Below are 21,329 nucleotides of genomic sequence, written 5' to 3'. Positions count from 1 at the left end.
GTTTCCCGAGGCGGTCATCACGCTTAAGCGCTCTTTTTCACTAGGTTCTTTGCATTGAACTCTAGGGTGAGATTGTTCTTCTGCATATACTCTTGCATGCGCTTCTCGGCGAAGGCTGAGATTTCCTCGTATCCAGGAGTATTGAACAGGTTCTCGGTCTCTTTTGAATCTTTCTCTAGGTCGATAAGGATCTTGTAGTGCTTATCGTAAACCAAGCTCTCTACATATTTGAAGTTCTCAAAGCGGAACATACGAGAGAAGTAGTTTTCACAGAACACCTCTTCATGGGTGAAGGCATCGCTCTCAACACAGCTCTGTTTGAAGCTCTTGCCATCGATGCCATCTGGGATCTCGATATTACATAGGTCGAGTAGGGTAGGCATGATGTCTACGGTAGAAACCATGTTGCGGTTATCTACCTCGCCACCCTTGATTGATTCAGGGTAACGGATAATCATCGGCGTCTTGGCAGACTCTTCGTAGAACACCGTCTTAGCGATCAGACGATGGCTACCCATCATTTCACCGTGGTCTGAGGTAAATACGATGATAGTGTTATCGTCGATGCCTTGTTTTTTAAGTTGATCCAGTACCAAAGCAACTAGCCAGTCAGTCTTTTCAATCAACAGGCCATAGGTGGAGATAAACTGCTTCCAGTAGTTTTCATCAAGGTCTTCAAGCTCTTTGTACATGTAGTCTTCGTGCTTGATCATGCCCTCAATGTACTTGTCAGAGAAGTTCTCAGGAAGGCCCTTACGCTCTTCATTACGCAGGAATTTCTCGTCATCGTTACGGCAGAAGAAGATGGCATCTGAGATGTTCTTACCGCCAACAGGGCCGCCTAGGGTCTTACAGATATCGTGCGGGTTGATGAATGACAGTGTCAGATAGAACGGATTCTCACGATCTTTCTTGATGAAATCGATAGCGTCTTTAGCAAAGATGGTGTCGTAAACAGAGCCTTCTGCTAGATAACCACCACCTGTGTAGCTCAGGCTACCTTGCTCATCGATACCGCGCCAGCCGTAACCTGCCGCGTGCTCTTTACCGAAGAAACCCGTGTCGTAACCTGCTTCTTTAAAGGCTTCGCCCATGGTCTTGGCATCGGCTAGGAAGTTGTCTGGAGTCGGGAATTCGCCAGTTTGATGCTCGATGATCTCTTCGTTATCGATAAGGCCGTGGTTGTGAGGCATTAGGCCGGTGAACATACTGGCACGCGCTGGGCAGCAAAGTGGGTATGAGCTGTAGCTTTGCTCAAAACGTTTGCCTTCTTCGGCTAGGGTATCTAGGCCAGGGGTCTGCACAAAATCGTTCTTACCAGAGCCATCTGCCATTGCTGTGGACCATTGGTCAGCAACAATAAAAATCACGTTAGGTTGCTTGTTTTGCATTGTCTTTCTCGTTAGTAGTATCTTGTGTACTACTGTAAATCAAAAGAAAGATGGTCACCATAATTCAGGTAGTGAAATGCGACATAGATTTTATGGCGACGATCATAAGCAGATTGGCTACTACAAAATCTCCGTGATCGGGTTAAAGTTTTGTAGTGAGTAGAGTACCTCGAAAACAAAAACAGCCCACTAAGAAGTGGGCTGTTTGGTCAGGGTAAATACCCCAGTCTTAAAGCTGCTTGATGGTTTTACTCGGGTCGATATTTTTGTAATGGAATTCTTCAGTTGGTGCGTATTGGCGTACCAGTACGTTCCATTCCTGACCGTCTTTCAGACCTTCAAGAGGAATGTTATTCGCTCCGTATTTCTCTTCATCACACCCAAAGTAGATGGTGTAGGTGCCATCAGCATTTGGTTTAGCCACGCCGCTGTTTGAGCTTGCGTCGTCGTTAAACATAAAGCCATCTTCGTTATACACAGTAAATGACCAGAAGCCTTCGTTTTTCGGGTCTTCGAATGTGGTTGAATGACACTCGTTAGACGCAAAGTTTGGTGAGTACTGATATACGTTGTCTTTGTAGGTCGCGCCACCCCAACCGTAAGCCGCACCTTGGATACGCTTCTCTGGAGTGGTGTATTCACCTAGACCAAACATCTGAGCTGAATCAGGAACATTCTCTGCTGCGATCTCTTGCAGTACTTCTTTCTTCACAGGCTCTAACTTGGTAGCAAGAGTCATAAGATCGTAACCACCGTAGATAGGGTAGTCATCTTTAGATGCAGCAGTGATCACTAGTTGGTCTTGTAGCTTGTTAAGCTCTTTGATCTCTGCCGTGTCGTTCAAATCAGGTAGGTAAGCACGCACTACTACAAATTGGAACTTAGTGGTTTCTGGAACCTGAATGGTCTCGTTGCCCTTAGTGTAAATAAGGTCTTGGGTTACATGCTTTTCATCGGTGAACTGCACCATTACAAAACGGTCGCCGAAATCAGGCAGTGTGATGGTTGCGCCCTTTTCAGTGTCGATTACCGCAGTAGAGTAGATGGTATCGCGGTTCATACGAACGATAGGCTGAACCTCGGTCTTAGGTGGAGTTCGGAAATGACGCCAGCTGTTAACACCGTCGGTTGCTTTTGCTTCGGTTACCGCAAAATATTTTGAGGTTTCTGCCTCGATATAGTTATCACGGTTAATCTCTTGAGCAGCCCAAGCAGTTGAAGCCGTCATTGAGGTCAGTATTGTCGCAATTAGCAGTTTCTTCATCTTCGTCACCTTAGTAGCTTTTTATATACGTACGAGACGCACATCGAAATAGACTTTGAACTTGAGCCTTGATGGCTCGGTGTTCGTTTGATGCAGAAATCATAGCTATTTAATATAATGCATGGAAATCATAATATTTTATAAATGATATGCATGGTATTTATCATTAGATATTACCCATAAAAAAGGAGAGCACTCAGGCTCTCCGAAAAATAGGGGGTAAAGCGTCACAAATTAAAGGGAAATGTTCTCTTCGTGTTCACCGTCGAACACATGGCAGAAGCTAGTATCTAGGTTGAAGTAGAAGCTCTTGCCGATGTCTGCAGTGGTGATATCTACACAAGACACACGAGCGATAATGATGTTGGCTCCCACACGGAAGTGCAGATATTTCTCGTTACCCATGTTTTCCACCACAGCCAACTTGCCTTCGATGGTGTTTAGCTCATCCGCCGATTCTGCAATAGAGATGTGCTCTGGGCGGATACCAAAGTAAACCTTGGTATTTACATGCTGGCTGAACTTGTGGGTTTTATGGGTCGGGATCACAACGCGAGAGCCTGGTGCCAACTCGATAAAGTAGTTACCGTTTTCTTCTTTTAGCGCGGTATCGACTAGGTTCATCGCTGGTGAGCCGATAAAGCCTGCTACGAACTTGTTCGCTGGGTAGTTATATAGGTTGGCTGGCGTATCCACCTGCATGATCTCACCTTTGTTCAGTACGCAGATGCGATCGCCTAGAGTTAGCGCCTCAGTTTGATCGTGGGTTACGTAGATCATGGTCGCTGGGTTGCCTTCCTCTTTTAGAGATTGGTGCAACTGAGCGATCTTAACGCGCATTGAAACACGCAGCTTGGCATCTAGGTTTGATAACGGTTCGTCAAACAAGAATACGTCTGGTTTACGTACGATGGCTCGGCCTACCGCTACACGCTGACGCTGACCGCCAGACATCTCTTTCGGTTTACGAGAGAGCAGGTCAGTGATCTCTAGCTTTTCTGCCGCCTCGGTTACACGCTCTTCGATCTCTTCTTTGCTTTTGCCCTGCATCTTTAGGCCAAAGGCCATGTTGTCATATACGGTTTTGTGAGGATAAAGAGCGTAGTTCTGGAACACCATCGCGATGCCGCGATCTTTAGGTGCTAGATCGTTTACTACCTTTTCGCCGATACGGATTTCGCCGCCTGAGATCTCTTCAAGGCCAGCTACCATGCGAAGTGTAGTCGACTTTGCACAACCCGATGGACCAACAAATACCATGAACTCGCCTTCTTGGATATCAAGGTCGATGCCATGTACTGCTTTAAAACCGTTTTCGTATTCTTTTTCTACTTTACGTAGGCTTACCGTTGCCATGATTTGCTCCGCAACCTGAAATTAATGTTTAAAAATCTTGTTTAGCCAACCCGGCTTTTCGCTCTGGGTTTGGGCTGATGGTTCAGACGCTGGCTTGTTTTTGCGTTTCTTAACCAGACCATTAAGTACCGCTAGCGTCTTAAGATATTCTTTTGTCTCTCGTGCTGGGTAACCAGAGAGATGACTGTTTGCTGGGCATGAGCGGGTTACCCCGGCCTGTGCCTTGATTCGGGTGTTTTGACCTATGGTGATGCCACCTGTGATGCCTACCTGGCCATGGATCAAAACTCTGTCTTCTATGGTGGTCCAGCCTGCAATGCCCACCTGCGAAACCAATAGACAGTGGCGTCCAATCTTCACGTCGTGACCAATTTGGATAAGGTTGTCTAGCTTAGTGCCCGCCCCTATAACCGTGTCACCTAAGGTGCCTCTATCTATGGCGTTGTTACAACCGATCTCGACGCCATCTTCAATCACCACGCGCCCAACGCTCTCTAGTCTGACATACTCACCCTTCTCATCGGTGAGGTATTCAAAGCTGAAGTTACCGATAGAGCAGTTAGAGTCTATGGTGACGTTATCGCCGATCACCGTACCCTCTTTGATCACTGTGTTAGCGTGAATAGCGACGTTATTGCCGATAGTCACGCCGTTCATGATCTTCACTCCAGGTTTAAAGTGGCAGTTCTCACCGATAGTGGTGTGCTTGCCGATATAAACATCGGGGAGGGTAGAGGTGTTGCCTTGGTCATCGAGACGGTATTTGTTGACCTTATACCAGGTTAAAAGAGAGTTGATGGCGTCTGCATTCAACTTATCGATCACTATCACGGTCGCATCTGTGTCTTCACAGATGGACTCTGGACCTATGATGGCATCCGCCAAACTCTGTTTAACCTTTTTTAGGTCACTGGGCTGGCGAACTATGGCTAATCCGCCACGCTCAGGGTGAGTAAGTTCAACTAATGTATCTATATTGAGCTCGCTATTTCCCTTTACGCGACCGTTTATCAGTTCTGCTATATCAGTGACCTTGATCATTACTATTTTTCCTTATTAGAAGCGGTACTGAGCCATTAATTTCAGCTTGTTGTACTCTTCGTTACCTGAGCCAACCTTGCCGGCGCCCACATCTTGTTCTTTGTCTTCGTTGAACAGTTCAACCTCGGCGCCAACCATCCAATCTTTGATGTTGTGTTGATAACCGATAGTGGTCTTGTTAACTGTGCCGAAGTATTCGTTGCCATTTGCTTGAGTGGTGGTCTTCTCTGTGTAGCGCTGTTTCACGAACAGGCGTCCACCGAAGTCGAACTGATACGCGATTTCTGGCTCAACATAGAACTCCTTGAAGTTCTCTAGGTGCTGACCGCTGCGCTTGCTCTCGGTGTCTTTATCTTCGTAGTACAACTCAACGCCGACAAAGAAGTTACCGAAGTTTTTATATGGCTTCAGCATAACCTTGTAATAGGTTGTATCTTTGCGACCCCAGTCACCAGAATCCAGCTCGTTAGTGTCGTCTTGTAGACCGTAGCTCAGCTCTGAGTAGAAACCGCCGCGCCAGTCATTGTTCCAGTAACCTAGAAAGGTATAAAACTGGTGTTGGTCTTTATCGAGGTCACCCTTTAGGTTGCTTTGGTAACGCGTACTGCGCTCAATCTCGGTTTTCCAACCTAGACCAGTGCTTAGGCCGTTGCCAAAGCCGTGACGGTAGGCAAGGTTGGTAGATAACTGAAAACCATCGTCTTTTTGGGTAAAGGTGCCTTCAGCATTACGCCAAGTGTTTTGGATCTGCTTAAAAGAGTAGTTAAGAGAAAATGGCAGATCCTTTTGATAAAGGAAGCCAGTGATCAGGCTGTTCTCAATATATTCGTTGGTACCGTTTAAGCTACCGTCCTCGTTGTACACCTTTTTGTCTTCTTTTTCGAAGAAGGCACCTACATGTCCCCCTGTACCGTCAATAAGCGCCGAGAAGTAGTCCTGCTCTGCTGACTGAGCATCTGTAGAGTAGATGTCAGCCAGTGCATAGGGCGCATAGATTGCGTTGGCAATCAGTACAGACAAGATTGACTTGTTCATTCTTTGAGTTCCGTTTTGGTCTGTTTCACATTAGGGTTTGGTGGTACAGGGTGTACTACTATAATTCTCGATGTAGATTTATTCGTCACTTCGATAAACGGAATAATGTGATAGTCATCATGATCGGTCAGCAGAATATATGCGTGAGATCTCGTTTTTGGGCTTGATAATAATGAAATTCGCCTTTTATTTGGTTTTTCTTGTGCTACGCGGTCAAATATTTCTCGTGCACAGTTTATTTATATTCATCAGGTTTCTAAATAAGTGATTGCCTGCAATTGATGATGAAAATCACAATTTTGTTTTAATAGGTGCAGAGTTTCATTGACCTATAACTGAGCCGGTAGTTTAATTGGGAGTACAGGGTGTACTACTAAATTGCAAAGTTCGAATAAGGAAAACATAAAATGAAGAAAGCCATCTTATCTGCCGTGCTTGCGACAAGCTGCATTTGTGGTTCGGCAATGGCTCAAGAAATTGTTCCAGAGGCTGATGCAAAACTAATGGTGTGGGCTGACCACGGCGCTAGCACCAAGTTTATGAAGTACGCGGCTGAAGAATTTAATAAGCAAAATGGTTACAACGTAGAATTTACGTTCCGCTCTCTATCTCCAGTAGATACTGCAACCCGTCTTATCCAAGATGGTGGCACTACTCAAGTAGGTGATGTAGTAGAGATCGAACACGATACCTTAGGCCGTCTAGTTGTTGCTGGTGGCGTAATGGAAAACCTAGTAAGTACAGATCGCATTGAAAAGGAAATGATTCCAGGTGCGGTTGCGGCATCTAAAGCAAACAACGTTGGTTATGGCTTCCCAGTCTCATTTGCAACTCTGGCCATGTACTACAACAAAGACCTGCTGAATGAAGAGCCAAAGACCTTTGAAGAAATTATCGAGTTCTCAAAGACCTTTAATAACTCTCGCCAGAAGAAATATGCACTATTGTGGAACGTACAGAACTACTACGAATCTCGTATGTTCTTCGCGATGAACGGTGGCTATGAGTTTGGTAATGAGGGCTCTAACCCGCAAGACCTAGGTATTGCCAATGAAGGTGCTGTTCAGGGCCTAACCGCGATGCTTAAGCTGAAAGAAGCGAACAGCGCTAATTCCGCTGACCTTACTGACCCGCAAGTGCGTCGTGGTCTGTTCCAAGAAGGTAAAGTCGCTGCGCTTATTGATGGCCCTTGGGCAGAAGCAGGTTTGAAGAAGTCTGGCATCAATCTAGGTGTTACCTCTATCCCTACTCTTGATGGTCACCACCCACGTACCTTCTCAACGGTTCGCCTAGCGGTAGTGTCTGCCTTTACCGAATACCCACGCGCTTCTCAGCTATTTGCCGACTTCCTATCGTCAGAAGCGATGGCGGAAAAACGCTATGAGATGACGGGTGCGATTCCACCAGTAGCAACGGTAATGAAAGAAATTGAGTCGAGTGCAACGCCACTGACTCAGGCTGTGATCAACCAAGGCTTCCATGCTGACGCAATGCCGTCTATCCCTGAGATGGGCTATATCTGGCAACCAATGGCTGCGGCTGTTACTGAGGTATGGAACAACGGTAAAGACGTAGAGGGTGTGCTGACTAAGGCGCAAACTATCGTTGAGCAGCAAATCTCAATGCAACAGTAATTATTTGGATTATTCCCTATGCAATTAACTGCTAAGAACGAGGCGCCTAGCGCGCCTCTCTCCCTGCTCATTATGGGGGGGAGTCAATTAAGAAGCGGTGCTTACCTGAAGGGTTTTGCCTTTCTATTTATCCAGATTGTCTTTATTTACTTTGCGATAGACCTGTTCACTGCCATTAAAGGATTGATTACCTTGGGCGAGGTTGCCCAGACGCGTAAGGGCTTCGACATTATCCAAGGTGATAACTCGATCTTTATGTTGGTAGAAGGTGTGGTAGCCATCTTGATCGTCGCACTGTTTGCCTTGGTTTACCGAGCAAACGTCAATGATGCTAAGACTCTGGATGACCAGCGCCAGCTAACCCTGAAACAGCAATGGGTTCGCATGTACGAGAAGAACTTTGCCTTCTTGATGCTAACACCAGCGGCCGCTGCCGCATTGCTGTTCATCATATTGCCAATCGCTATCACGGTAATGGTGGCCTTTACTAACTACTCAGCGCCGAATCATATTCCGCCGAGAAGCCTAGTGGATTGGGTTGGCTTTAAGAACTTTGTCGCTCTGTTTGAACTGAAAATCTGGTCTGGCACCTTCTTTGGCGTTGCGACTTGGACAGTTATCTGGGCGGTGTGTGCGACGGTATTTACCTTTGGTTTTGGTTTCATCCTAGCCCTTGCGGTTGAGAACAAAGATATCAAGTTCAAGAAAGCTTGGCGTCTTATCTTCATCCTGCCATACGCGATTCCAGCGTTCGTAACCCTGTTGGTGTTCCGACTGCTGCTTAACGGGGTGGGCCCGGTAAACAATATGCTAAATGGCCTAGGACTGGAGTCGATTGCATTCTTATCTGACCCATTTACGGCCAAGGTGACGGTGATTCTGGTAAGCGTGTGGGCAAGTGCTCCTTATTTCATGCTGATGATCTCGAGCGCTCTGACAAACATTCCAGCAGACCTATATGAGGCAGCTGAAGTAGATGGCGCGAGTAAGTTCCAGCAGTTTAAAGAAATTACCCTGCCTATGGTTCTAAACCAGCTAGCTCCATCTCTGGTGATGACCTTCGCACACAACTTTAATAACTTCGGTGCCATCTATCTGCTGACAGAAGGCGGTCCGATCAATCCAGATTATCGCTTCGCGGGTCACACAGATATCTTGATCACTTGGATCTATAAACTGACCCTAGACTTCCAGCAGTACCATATTGCAGCGGTTGTCTCGATAGTTATTTTCTTGTTCCTTTCTACGATTGCGATTTGGCAATTTAGAAGAATGAAGTCATTCAAAGAAGATGTAGGTATGTAATTATGTCGACGACTAAGAAACCTCTAAAAATTAGTACCGTATTCGTCTATATCTTTTTGTCTTTGAATGCGATTGCGGTGTTGGCTCCGGTAATCTGGACGGTTCTGGCTTCGTTTAAGCCAGGTACCAACCTGTTTAGCTCAACCTTTACCGGTTTTGACTTTACTCTGGACCACTACCGTACCCTGCTGAACGATACACCTTATATTCAGTGGTATAAGAATACGTTTTATCTAGCGGTGGCAAACATGCTTATCTCGCTAGTTTTGGTGACCATCACGGCGTATACATTCTCTCGCTACCGTTTTCGCGGAAAGCGTAATGTAATGCTAAGCATCCTAGTACTGCAGATGTTCCCTGCGTTTCTATCCATGACGGCTATCTATGTTCTGCTCTCTAAGCTGAACCTTATTGATAGCTACTGGGGCCTGCTACTGGTGTACGTGACCGGCAGTCTGCCATTCCTATCTTGGTTGGTTAAGGGCTACTTTGATGCTATCCCAACCTCGTTGGATGAGGCGGCTAAGATTGACGGCGCGGGTCACCTGACCATCTTCTTTGAGATCATACTTCCATTGGCAAAACCTATCTTGGTGTTTGTGGCATTGATGTCATTCACCGCACCTTGGATGGACTTCATATTGCCAACGCTGATATTGCGTAGTGAAGAGAAGATGACCCTAGCTATCGGTATCTTTAGCTGGATTCGCTCAAATTCCGCGGAGAACTTCACTCTATTTACCGCAGGCGCACTTTTAGTCGCGGTACCTATTACCTTGCTGTTTGTTGCAACCCAAAAACATATTGCAAAAGGCCTCGTCAGTGGCGCAGTAAAAGAATAAATGAAATGGCAGATAGGGTCTGTTGGCCCTATTCCCGCCGAAAAATAAAGATTTAGGAAACACAATAATATGATTACTAAGAGCTCTATTGCGCACACGCCAAAGAGTGCGGATGCTTACGCCTTCGATACAGAGACTTTACACCTGAGACTGCGCACCGCGAAAAACGAAGTTGAGCGCGTGGTACTGTGGATTGGTGACCCTTACCACTGGGCTGAAGGTGGCCTAGACGGGGGTAACCTTGGCGGCAGTGAAGCACACGGCTGGGTTGGTGGCAACGAGGTGAAGATGGAGCTTGAAGGTCAGACTGAGCATCACGACCATTGGTTCGCTGAGTTCGCTCCACCTAAGCGTCGTACCCGTTATGGTTTCATCCTAGAGGGTAAAGATGGTGAGAAGATTATCTATGGCGAGAAGCGTATTGTGGATATCCGCGACCCTAAAGTAGCTGAGGCTGAGTGCAGCAACATCAGTAACTTCTTCTGCTTCCCTTATCTGAATCCACGTGACGTGCTAGACACGCCAAAGTGGGTAGAAAAGACGGTTTGGTATCAGATCTTCCCTGAGCGTTTTGCTAACGGTCGTCCTGAGATCTCTCCAGAAGGGGTTCAGCCTTGGGGCACTGACCCTGACCCATTCAACTTTATGGGCGGTGACCTATGGGGCGTGATCGATAAGCTAGATTATCTGCAAGACCTAGGTGTAAACGGCCTTTACTTCTGCCCAATCTTTACCGCGAATGCTAACCACAAATATGACACTGTGGATTACTACAATGTAGACCCACACTTCGGTGGCAATGAAGCGTTTAAGGCGCTAGTCAAAGAGGCGCATAAGCGCGGTATGAAGGTGATGCTGGATGCAGTATTCAACCACATCGGTGACCAATCTCCCCTATGGCTAGACGTGGTAGAGAAGGGCAAAGAGTCTAAGTATGCGGACTGGTTCTGGATCAACGAGTTCCCTGTTTACCCTGATACGCCGAAGAGCGAGTGGGACTTTTGGAACTTCAACTACGAGACCTTCGCTAACGTACTTGAGATGCCAAAGCTCAACACAGAGAACGAAGAGTGTCGTGCATATCTTCTAGATGTAGCGCGTCACTGGGTTGAAGAGTTCGATATTGATGGCTGGCGTTTGGACGTAGCCAATGAGGTTGACCACGAGTTCTGGCGTGACTTCCGCCGCGTAGTAAAAGGCATCAAGCCGGATTGCTACATCCTAGGTGAGATCTGGCATGAAGGTATGGCGTGGCTTCGTGGTGAGCAATATGACTCACTGATGAATTACCCAATGACTCAGGCGGTAACGGACTTCTTTGCACTGAACCTTTCTAACAAGCAAGGCTTCATTGATGACGTAAGCCGTTCATATATGTCTTACCCACGCAACGTGAACAAGGCGATGTTCAACCTGCTAGATAGTCACGATACCACTCGTATCATGAGCCTGTGCGGTGAGAATAAAGACAAGGCAAAACTGGCTTATCTGTTTATGTTCACGCAAGTAGGTTCTCCTTGTATCTACTACGGTGGCGAGATCGGTATGACCGGCGAGCGTGGCATGACCTACGACCAAAACCGTCGCTGCATGATCTGGGAAGAAGAGAATCAAGACCTTGAGTTTAAAGCCTTCATTCAAGAGATGATCCAGATGCGCCTTGGCTATCCAGAGCTAAATGATGCGTCTATCGACTGGATCGAAGTGGCAGACGACAGCTGTGTGGCGTATCAACGAGGCCGATTGACTTTTGTTCTGAATAACTCAGAGCAAGAAAAATCGGTAGAGGTGAACGGTCAACAACTGACTCTTGCACCATACGGGTATCAAATCTTAGGTAAATAAAATAGTCGCTTGCTGTGCACTGAGTAAAGAGCGCAGCAAGCCTAAATCCTTAAAATCGATACCTATGCAGGTTTATTAGAGCCCGCATCATTATCGAATAATTGTGAAGTGTGAATTCAATGGGTTAGGCGTCATGACGCACCCAGCACTAAGTGGTAATCTAAAGGGCTGATTGTGAATAGTTTTAGAGGACAAACCGTGCCAGATCTTGTGACAAAGCTAATGGACTTTGGGTTTACCAAAACAGACGCGCTTGTGTATATCAATCTACTCAAGAACGGCCGAGCGAGTGGCTATAAAATCGCCAAGGAAATTTCATTATCCCGCTCGTCCGTCTACTCCTCGATCGATAACCTTTATAACAATGGTTATATCTTTATGTCCGATGGTGACACTAAAGAATACGAGGCCAAGTCTCCAGATTTGATATTTAGCCAGATCGAAAAGAAGACGGTTGAAAATATTGGCTTCCTGAAAAAAGAGCTCTCCAAGATGATGCTCCAGGAAGAGAAAGAATTTGTTTATAACCTCACTGGTTATGACAACGTGGTACAGAAGGCGAAAGAGCTGATTAATCAGGCTGAAGTTGAGATCTATATGAACTCAGACTTCAGATTGAACATCTTCAAAGAAGAGATCTGCGATGCCATCGAGCGTGGCGTGCGCGTTATCGGCTTTTCGTTCAACCGCATCGAAAAACCCCATGAAAAGATGGAGTCTTTCTCGCGCCACAACATTGAAGAAACCCTATACCCATCTCATCGCTTTATGCTGGTGGTGGACATGTCTTTGGCGCTTATCTTCTCTCATCGAGAAGAGACCAAGGGCTTGTATACCAACAACCGCTTGATGGTGAAGATGACCGCAGAACATATTCATAACGACATCTATCTGACCGAGTACGAGAAGAACTCCGCGATAGAGCCAATCCGCATCAATACGATTCATGAACAGACCAACGAAATGGTTCTGGATGAAGAGAAGAAGATGTCCAACAAATAGGACCTGACATGCTAGATAAAGACCGTTACCTAGTTATTGATAATTTTGAACTGCCTCAGTTGGGGCGCACCAGAACCATTCGCGTTTATCTGCCGAAGGATTATCACAACTCTGACAGCCACTACCCAGTGGTGTATATGCATGACGGTCAGAATCTATTTGATTCATCTATCTCTTATGGTGGCGATACCTGGGAGATCCCGCGCAATGTAGACAGCTTCTTTGAAGGCAAAGATGGCGTTATTGTTGTGGGTATCGACAACGGCTCTGAGTTTGATGGCCTATGTCGTATGTATGAATACTCACCATGGAAGATGGACCAAGATTTTATCTTGTCGGATTGGGATCCTCTTGTGTATCAGAGCGGGGGCGATGGCGCTCGCTATATCGAGTTTATTACCGATACCCTTAAGCCTTATATCGATCAAACCTACCGCACTAAGTCCGAGCGCGACAATACCGTAATCGCGGGTAGCTCTATGGGTGGCTTTATTAGCTTGTTCGGCATCATGCAGCGCCCGGATGTGTTTTCTAAAGCGGGGGTTTTCTCTCCAGCCTTTTGGTTCAACAAGCCGGCCATGTTTGACTACCTGCAAGCCACTGAGCTTGAACAAGAGATTCAGGTCTACATGGATATGGGCACACAAGAGAGCAGTGGTCGTGGTATCGGTTTTGAGAAGATCTATCTTGATGGCTCTAATGAGGCCAACGCTTTATTAGAAACCAAGGCTAACATCGACCTTAAATATATTGTTGATGAGGGAGCGCAACACACCGAGTCCGCTTGGGCCAAGCGCTACCCTGAGATGCTGAGCTTCTTCTTTAAATAATTTCTAAATTAAACACTTTTATAATTTGAGCCATTCTCCAGCAGGGTGGCTCTATTTTCTGACGCCTGGAGAAAATGAAATGATTAACGAAATTGTCCTCGGATATATTGCGGCCACTTGTACCACCTGCGCTTTTATTCCCCAAGTTATCCATATTCTTAAAACCAAAGATACCTCGTCTATTTCCCTTGGTATGTACACCATCTTTATTATGGGTGTCTTCTTGTGGATGACCTATGGCTACATCGTTTCTGACATTCCTGTGATGCTCGCCAATGCCATTACCTTATTGCTGGCAAGCATCATCTGGATCATCAAGATAAAACACACCCTGAAAAAGCCAGCTTTGTGTAAGGAGTAATCTTATGTCGATTTCTGTACCAGATAATATTACAGCGCTCCTAAACAGGGTCGGGCACCAAATCTATCAGCCGCTCACAGAGCTGAAGATAGAGGGGTGGCTCTCTAAAGAACCGCTCTCGTTTACCGATAAAGCTCAAGGAGAATATCGAGAACTCACCATAGGTGATAGCTGGGGTGGTCTGTTTGATTGTGCGTGGTTTAAGCTCTCGGGCCCGGTGCCAGCATATCAAGATGAGCTAGTGCTTATGGTGGATGTAGGTGGAGAGGGTCTAGTGTTTGATAGCCTAGGCAATCCAGTTCGTGGCATCACCAACAAGATGTCTTCTTATGGTATCCCGCCAGATAAACCAGGTAAGTGGGTGGTTGAACTGGATCAAATGGCGGGCGATAAGTTTGAGATGTGGGTAGATGCGGGTTGTAACGACCTGTTTGGTTACGTACAAAACGGCGGTATTATTACCGATGCGCATCTTGGATCCTGTAATAGTGAGCTCAAAGCACTCTATTATGACCTCGAAGTTTTGATTGATTGGATTAAGGGGGATGAAGGCTTTGTTTCTCATCAGCCTAAAGGTGCGCAGGCCACTCAAAGTCTGACTTTAGAGAATAATGACGCTCGCTTTGAGCGCTTTATTCAGCTTATGCAACGTGTCGACCAAACCTTGGTTGAATACTCAAAAGATGAAATAGAGCAGTGCCGGGCCATTCTCTCAGAGGTTTATGATGAACCGGCTAGACAAGGCAGCGTAGATATTACCGCTACCGGGCATGCGCATTTGGATCTTGCGTGGATGTGGCCGCTCAGAGAGGGCAGACGTAAGGCGATGCGCACCTTTACCACCGCTGTGGCTAATCTTGAAAAGTACCCGGATTATCTGTTTGGAGCGAGCCAGTATCAGCTGTTTGAGTGGGTGAAGGAAGACCATCCACAACTGTTTAAGCAGATCCAACATCAAGTTAAGCAGGGGCGCTTTGAGCTTCAAGGCTGCTTTTGGGTGGAATCAGATTTGAATCTAGTCAGTGGTGAGTCTCTGATCCGTCAGATCATGTACGGTCGCAAATTTACTGAGCAGCATTTCGGGCAGAGCGTTGATTATCTGTGGGAGCCGGATGTATTTGGCTTTACCGCAGCACTGCCACAGATCTTGGCTAAATCTGGGGTTAAATATATTGCCTCGCAAAAGCTGTCTCAGAATAAGGTGAACCCTTTTCCACACCATATGTTCCGCTGGCAGGGGTTAGATGGCTCAGAGGTCATCATGCACAACTTCCCTGAAGACACCTATGATAGCCGTGCTCGCGCGACTTCTTCACTTAAGCTTGAAGCCAACTATAAAGAGAAAGAGATCTGCCCAGAAGCCTTGATGGTTTATGGTGTCGGAGATGGCGGCGGTGGTCCTGCCGAAGAGCATATTGAGCGTTTTCAGCGTATTCAAAATCTCGACGGTTTGCCTCAAGCTAAAAACGGCCGTGTTAATGCGTTCTTTGAGAGGGTAGATAGCTACCGAGACAAGTTACCCGTCATGCAGGGCGAGCTCTATTTCGAGGCGCACCAAGGCTGTTTTACTACCGAATCTCGCACCAAGCAGGGCAATCGTGATATGGAGTTTCTGCTTGGACAGTTGGAGTCCTTGATGACTATCAATGGCGATTTTAGTATCAAATCTGAGTTGGATAGCCTTTGGAAAGATACATTAACCCTGCAATTCCACGATATTCTGCCGGGCTCTTCGATCGTACGGGTCTATCAGGAAGCAGAGGTGGATTACGTTAGATTAACCACCAAAGCTAAAGAGCTGATTGACCTGCAAAAAGCTAAGCTTGAAGCAGGCATCAATACCTCATCTTTTGCAAAGCCTTATATGCTTTACAATCTGTCGCCATTCTCACGCAATCAGTGGCTGGAGCTCGAAGGCAACTGGCAACAGGTTTGTGTGCCAGCTATGGGTTATAAAGTGATTGAACCAAACAGCGCCGAGTTTATTGCGCCAAGCGCATCGCCACTGTGCCTTGAAAATAGCCAATTGAAGGTGGAGTTCAACAGAGCTGGGCAGATAGTCTCAGTGTTCAATAAGGAGCTGAATCGAGAATTCATCTCTAAACCTATGGCTAATCTTTTGACGGCCTACAAAGAACGCGCCACTCAATATGCCGCGTGGGACTTTGCTGATGACTACAGAAACGGAGAGTCATCTTCCCTTGAGCTTGTGGAAACCAGTGCTTTTACCCGTGGACCGAACGCTGTGGTCAAGCAGGTATATCGCTATGGCGATTCTATGCTCACTCAAGAGATCTGTATCCTTGAAGGCAGCAGTCGCATTGATTTTAATACCCATGTCGATTGGCAAGAACAGGATGTATCGCTCAAGGCAAACTTCCCAATCACGGTCGAGGCAAGGGATGCGCAGTGCAATATCCAGTTTGGCGTTATCGATAGACCAACCCATAGCGACGATAGCTTTGCCATGGCCAAGGATGAGATTCCCGCACACCGCTGGGTGGATGTGAGTGATGGTGAGCAAGGTATTGCGATAATGGCGGACGCCAAGTATGGCTACCGCGTAAAAGACCAAGAGCTTGAGATCACCTTGCTACGCTCGCAGAAAAAACCGGGCTCTGAGTTTGGTCACCCGCAAGATGCTGACTTCACCGAGAACAACTTTGGTGACATTGGTGAGCACAGCTTTAGTTATTCTATCTTCACCCACGCTGGCGATTACAAACAGGGTGGTGTGGTAGAGCAGGGTTATGCGCTAAGAGATCTAGTAGCAGCGCCTATTGCGGTTAAGCAAGGTTCACTGTTATCCAGCACTCAGGTTGTGAATTGCGACAACAGCGCTGTGGTGATTGAAACCTTGAAGCCTGCTGAAGATGGCAAAGGGATTATTGTTCGCTTGTTTGAAACGCATGGTGAAAAGCAAACGGCGTCTGTTGATGTGAGCTACTTCGGTTCTGAGGTGAGTGAAGTCAATATGATGGAGGAGTTGACAGCGTTACTTGATGCCAGTGAAGGCAAGGTTGAGCTTGTGTTTACGCCGTTTGAGGTGAAGACGCTTCGAGTGGTTCAGCAGTAATACAGATACCGGATATTTCTTTCAGAAATTCCGGTATGACGAAAATCTTTGCGTTTTAACAATGTCATCCCGGAAACTTGAACTGACCCCCAATAGTTGGACAACCAATTATTGTGGGTCTTTTTATGTCCAAATACAGCAGAGAGTTTAAACTATCGGTAGCGAAGCAATGCAGTGACGGAATATCGTCTAGAGCACTCGCTAAGATATTTAATGTCAACTCCAGACAAATACGATACTGGACGCGTGTCTATGAAGAGAATGGCGAGCAAGCGTTTCTTCATAAACACCTCACAACAGCGAAAGCGAAGTTCGACGCTTTATGCCTAATGTGGGAAAACAACTGGTCGATCAATAAAACAAGCGCTGTGCTCAACCTCTCTACTCCATCTGCTTTATCTAGGTGGCTTCACCAGTACCAAGACTCTGGTGTCGTAGGGCTTGAGCCAAGATCGCGAGGACGAGCCACTATGAAATCTAAATCGCACACTACCAACAAACCAGACGATGAGATGACATTAGAGGAGCTAAAAGAGGAGCTTCTATATCTTCGTGCGGAGAATGCGGTTTTAAAAAAGTTGAAGGAGCTAAGACTGGAAAAAGAAGGACAAACCAAGAAAAAGCGCTGACTGTTTTAGCTCTAAAGCCTGATCATCCTCTTAAGTACCTATTGCGAGCGATAAAACTTGCTCGGAGTGTGTTTTACTACCAAGTAAAGGTGGCTCAGAAACCCTCGAACTATGCTAGTGAGCGTGAGCTTATTACTCGTATCTTTTATCAGCATAAAGGTCGTTACGGTTATCGACGTATCTACTGGACCTTGCGAAATAGGGGCATTCAAATAAACCATAAAACGGTCTACAAATTAATGAGAGAGCTAGGACTTAAATCCACTGTTAGACCGAAAAAGTATCGCTCCCATAAAGGAGAGTTAGCTTATGCAGCACCGAATAAGCTCGACCGAAACTTCTTTGCATCCAAGCCAGATGAGAAGTGGGTTACTGATGTTACAGAGTTTAAGGTCAAAGGACAGAAGGTCTACCTATCACCTGTCATCGACCTCTTCAATCAAGAAGTGGTGTCTTATCAGGTGACAAAACATGTTCGACTTCCGCTGGTACTAGATATGTTGAAAGCTGCGATTAACAAGCTCCCAAAAGGAACTCAGCCATTACTACACAGTGATCAAGGTTGGCAGTATAAACACAAGTTGTACGTCAGGATGCTAAGAGAACGTGGAATAGAACAAAGCATGTCTCGAAAGGGCAATTGCCTAGACAATGCTGTGGCGGAAAACTTCTTCGGTCTACTTAAAACGGAGATGTATCATGGTCGGGACTTCGACAACGCGGATGACTTGATTAGAAGCATCAAAGAGTACATCCATTACTACAACACTGAGCGAATCAAAGTGAAACTGAAAGGCCTGACTCCGATAGAATATCGAAACCAAGCCTTGAAAGTTGCTTAAGAGAAATGTCTAACTTTAAGGGGGCACTTCAACTACGAAGTAGTTATCCGGGATCTTCTTACCAGCGAACCTTAATCATTCCCCAGCAAACGTAACCTGCCTCAAAATAGTCTCAGCCATCGGCCTTAAGTTCAGCCCTCCAACACTCAAACTCGGTGTCCTGTGACCACACAAAGAAACCTTGTTTACCTCATTTAGAATCGGTTGTTGCTCTTCACCAAGCGTCAGTGGTACAAACTCTTCTTTCATTTGATATTTACGATCCGCAAAGCGGCCTTGTAAGAACTCGCGCTCGATTTCCTGCTCAGACTCAAGAGGCAGGGCATACACCAAAGGACCGTAGCTGAAGAAGCGCTCACCTTGCTGGTCTAAGTGTGTTTTAGGTGTGGTAATAAACTCGATATCTAGGCTCGCTTCATGCCACTCTTGGCTAAGCGCAACCATACCGTTTTGCACTCTAACTTGCTCACCGTCAATAAGCACAGTCTCTGCCCAGTTTGGTACACGTAGGCTTAGGGTGAAGTTAACAGGCTTTTCACTGCGCACATGGATAGTGGAGTTGAGTTCGGTCGGATAGGTAGAGACCTCTTCAAATTCAACCTTGATGCCTTGGATTTCAGTTTGGAAGATGCTTGGGCCATACAGCGCCTTCAATACTCCCTCTTCTTGTTCAAGCCACATTGATTTCACAAAGTATGGGGTAATACGTCCCGCGTTTGGTACGCAACATACCGCCGCTTCTTGGTGAGTTGGGGAGTATTTATAGCGGGTTTGCACCTCATGCACTGTGCCGCCACATTCATGACAGCCTGCATCACCGGTCATGGAATAAGAGTTGTCTGTCTTGAGGTAGGCGATACCTTTGCCATCAGGGTGACGAGCGCCTAAGGCAGCGTTGAAGAAGATCTTCTCTACTTCGTCGAGCCAGTTGAGGTCACCACTATTGCGAGTCAGGATAATCAGTGAATCTAGCCACTCTTGTAGTGAACAGTATTCATAGCCAACCTTGGTTGAATCAACGTATTTACCCAGAATGAATTCATCACCAATTGGCGCACCCGATGGGGTGAGGTAATTAGGTAGGCGCTTCAAGAAGGCCTCTAGACCTTGCATTAGTAGTGGACTGTTTGAGGCAAAGCAGGACACTACTAGCGGACGCAGGTGCTCCCATGTATGAACCGCGTGCCCTTGGAATTTATATTCTTCATCCAGTAGATTACCCCACATGATGTCGTTATCACATAGCTCGTATTGGCAAAAATCCAGATACAGGAAGTTAGCATAGTCTAGGTATTGGCTATCCTGGGTGTAGTCGAAAAGACGATCAAGAACATCGGTGTAAACCAAGCCATGACCAACCCCTGCATAGGGCTCAGAGACGTTAAATGGGTGACTTTTACCAATAGGCCAAGCCTGCATGGTACGGCTGACCGAGCGGATTACCGCATCAAGCACATCTTGACGTTGAGTGTGTTCGTAATAACCAAGTAACACGCGCAGCAGTGACGCTTGCGCCCATAGCTCGCCATTCTCACCCTTGGCTTTGTAACGCAGATCCGGTGCATAGATACCGAGATAACCGTCTTCATCCTGGCTCGCTAAGATACGCTCGATGTAATTCTCAACCTTCTGCTTGTGCAGGGCGTCGCCCACAAGCAGCGCATGGCGCACATAACCATCCCACCAGTTCGATTGGGTTTCCGAATTCCACCATAGGTACTGAACTTCCCAGTCGGCATCTTGTGCCACAGCGCCGACATCTTTCGCTTTATCTTTGCTGGTAAGGCGATGAGAGTTGTAGATATCATCTTCGACGATGAGGTCTGGCACTAGGTTGTCGAGTGCGCCGACAAAACCTTGGTTAAGGTCAAATTCCAGTTGCTGTTTAATCCAGCCTGTCGGGGAAATCTTGCCCGACAGAGGTGCGTGTAGGGTACGTTGCATCTATAGAACCTCAGTTGCAATAGTTATAATTAGGCTTAGCGCGATAACGCCAATGGTAATGCGATAAACGCTTTGGTCGCTGATGCGCTTTAGTAGGTAATTGGTTAATGGAATGCTGGCGATTGACCCGGTTACTAGGATAGCAGCGGTCGCCATATCTCCTTGGCCATTCTTGGTGTAATTCCAGGCGGTGATGGCAGACAGCATCAGGGATAACACCACCGACGAGCCCACAGCGCGCTTGATATTCACGCCGATCACCGAGTTGAGCAGAGGTAGAAGTATCACCCCACCTCCAACGCCCGTTGAGCCAAGCAGAGAACCACAAAACATCCCAGACAGAAGAGAGGTGCGTCGCTTGGGTTTGCTGATCGCTTTTATTTCAACAGCTTTATGCTCCGAGCGATACTTTCGAATTACTAGTAGCAGTGACGCCAACATCACCAGCACTATCATGGCCTGAACGGCTTGGTTCAGCGCCACCTGATAGTTTGGATTGCCATTGAGAGTCACGATCACTTGAGTGCTGATAAGGGTTAGAGGCACAGCGCCTAAAAACATCAGGCCGACCTGTTGCCATTCGACGTTGCGCTGTTTTACATGGGTAGCAGCAGCACTGAGCTTCACTATGGAAGCAATAATGCTTGCGGTGCCTACTGCAAGTACCGTATGCATCCCAAGCACAAACTGTAAAAGCGGGATGAGTAGCACCCCACCACCAACGCCGGTGAGCCCAAGACTGAGGCCGAAGGTAAAGCCAATAGCTAGCTTAAGCATTACGTCGCCGCTAGCTAAGATTTCATACAAAAAGGAGATGTCGGGAAGCATGGATTGTCACTTCAAAAATCAGATGACAAGAGTTTAAATTTGAACACTCTCAATGATTTATAGTGACGATCATAAATGGCTCGCAAAAGCTGTTAAACTCTGGG

17 protein-coding genes are annotated in these 21,329 nt (G+C 46.6%); 10 read left to right on the top strand and 7 right to left on the bottom strand.

The annotated features are described in order from the left end of the window. Window positions 1-23: 23 nt before the first annotated feature. The 5 genes from Pcarn_RS14920 to Pcarn_RS14900 form a co-directional block, all read right to left on the bottom strand. Entirely contained in the window at window positions 24-1,391 is a 1,368-nt protein-coding gene (locus Pcarn_RS14920; RefSeq protein ID WP_261836714.1) for a sulfatase family protein, read from the bottom strand. 229 nt (window positions 1,392-1,620) lie between these two features. After that, the gene (locus tag Pcarn_RS14915) at window positions 1,621-2,655 is read right to left on the bottom strand and encodes a DUF1254 domain-containing protein (RefSeq protein WP_261836713.1); all 1,035 of its coding nucleotides are present in this window, start codon (window positions 2,653-2,655) and stop codon (window positions 1,621-1,623) included. A gap of 234 nt (window positions 2,656-2,889) precedes the next feature. Then, window positions 2,890-4,011 (bottom strand): ABC transporter ATP-binding protein, encoded by a 1,122-nt coding sequence (locus tag Pcarn_RS14910; RefSeq protein ID WP_261836712.1) that lies wholly within the window; start codon window positions 4,009-4,011, stop codon window positions 2,890-2,892. A 21-nt stretch (window positions 4,012-4,032) separates the two neighbouring features. After that, a complete protein-coding gene (gene lpxD / locus Pcarn_RS14905; protein ID WP_261836711.1) occupies window positions 4,033-5,052 on the bottom strand; it encodes a UDP-3-O-(3-hydroxymyristoyl)glucosamine N-acyltransferase in 1,020 nt (339 codons plus the stop codon). A 15-nt stretch (window positions 5,053-5,067) separates the two neighbouring features. Further along, window positions 5,068-6,087, bottom strand: a complete 1,020-nt coding sequence (locus Pcarn_RS14900; protein ID WP_261836710.1) for a hypothetical protein — start codon at window positions 6,085-6,087, stop codon at window positions 5,068-5,070. 407 nt (window positions 6,088-6,494) lie between these two features. On the opposite strand from Pcarn_RS14900, the gene Pcarn_RS14895 reads away from it, so the two are divergent. The 10 genes from Pcarn_RS14895 to Pcarn_RS14850 all read left to right on the top strand — a co-directional run bounded on the left by Pcarn_RS14895 (window position 6,495) and on the right by Pcarn_RS14850 (window position 18,453). Further along, window positions 6,495-7,721 carry a sugar ABC transporter substrate-binding protein gene (locus Pcarn_RS14895; RefSeq protein ID WP_261836709.1) on the top strand — a complete coding sequence of 409 codons (1,227 nt, stop codon included), beginning with the start codon at window positions 6,495-6,497 and terminating at the stop codon, window positions 7,719-7,721. 18 nt (window positions 7,722-7,739) lie between these two features. Beyond that, complete coding sequence (locus tag Pcarn_RS14890) at window positions 7,740-9,026, top strand: carbohydrate ABC transporter permease (RefSeq protein ID WP_261836708.1); 1,287 nt, start codon at window positions 7,740-7,742, stop codon at window positions 9,024-9,026. 2 nt (window positions 9,027-9,028) lie between these two features. Then, a complete protein-coding gene (locus Pcarn_RS14885; RefSeq protein ID WP_261836707.1) occupies window positions 9,029-9,868 on the top strand; it encodes a sugar ABC transporter permease in 840 nt (279 codons plus the stop codon). A 69-nt stretch (window positions 9,869-9,937) separates the two neighbouring features. Then, window positions 9,938-11,713: a glycoside hydrolase family 13 protein gene (locus Pcarn_RS14880; protein ID WP_261836706.1), complete on the top strand. Its 1,776-nt coding sequence runs from the start codon at window positions 9,938-9,940 to the stop codon at window positions 11,711-11,713. Between the two features lie 198 nt (window positions 11,714-11,911). After that, entirely contained in the window at window positions 11,912-12,715 is an 804-nt protein-coding gene (locus Pcarn_RS14875; RefSeq protein ID WP_261837343.1) for a TrmB family transcriptional regulator, read from the top strand. An 8-nt stretch (window positions 12,716-12,723) separates the two neighbouring features. Then, window positions 12,724-13,545 carry an alpha/beta hydrolase gene (locus Pcarn_RS14870; protein ID WP_261836705.1) on the top strand — a complete coding sequence of 274 codons (822 nt, stop codon included), beginning with the start codon at window positions 12,724-12,726 and terminating at the stop codon, window positions 13,543-13,545. Window positions 13,546-13,624: 79 nt separating this feature from the next. Next, complete coding sequence (locus tag Pcarn_RS14865; protein WP_261836704.1) at window positions 13,625-13,906, top strand: SemiSWEET transporter; 282 nt, start codon at window positions 13,625-13,627, stop codon at window positions 13,904-13,906. A gap of 4 nt (window positions 13,907-13,910) precedes the next feature. Beyond that, window positions 13,911-16,982, top strand: coding sequence for an alpha-mannosidase (locus Pcarn_RS14860; RefSeq protein WP_261836703.1), 3,072 nt, complete (start codon window positions 13,911-13,913; stop codon window positions 16,980-16,982). Window positions 16,983-17,107: 125 nt separating this feature from the next. Further along, window positions 17,108-17,611 (top strand): helix-turn-helix domain-containing protein, encoded by a 504-nt coding sequence (locus Pcarn_RS14855; RefSeq protein ID WP_261833299.1) that lies wholly within the window; start codon window positions 17,108-17,110, stop codon window positions 17,609-17,611. After that, on the top strand, window positions 17,500-18,453 hold the full coding sequence (locus Pcarn_RS14850) for an IS3 family transposase (protein WP_315972707.1): 954 nt from the start codon (window positions 17,500-17,502) through the stop codon (window positions 18,451-18,453). Before Pcarn_RS14855 ends, Pcarn_RS14850 begins: the two co-directional genes overlap by 112 nt. A gap of 75 nt (window positions 18,454-18,528) precedes the next feature. Here Pcarn_RS14850 and Pcarn_RS14845 read toward each other — a convergent pair whose 3' ends face one another. Together Pcarn_RS14845 and Pcarn_RS14840 are read right to left on the bottom strand one after the other, a co-directional pair. Next, window positions 18,529-20,397: a glycoside hydrolase family 127 protein gene (locus Pcarn_RS14845; RefSeq protein ID WP_261836702.1), complete on the bottom strand. Its 1,869-nt coding sequence runs from the start codon at window positions 20,395-20,397 to the stop codon at window positions 18,529-18,531. Further along, a complete protein-coding gene (locus Pcarn_RS14840; protein WP_261836701.1) occupies window positions 20,398-21,225 on the bottom strand; it encodes a sulfite exporter TauE/SafE family protein in 828 nt (275 codons plus the stop codon). Window positions 21,226-21,329: the final 104 nt, after the last annotated feature.

Origin of the sequence: Vibrio ishigakensis, from assembly GCF_024347675.1 — a bacterium.
GTDB classification, from domain to species: Bacteria; Pseudomonadota; Gammaproteobacteria; order Enterobacterales; family Vibrionaceae; genus Vibrio; species Vibrio ishigakensis.
This window is presented reverse-complemented; position numbering and strand designations above follow the sequence as displayed.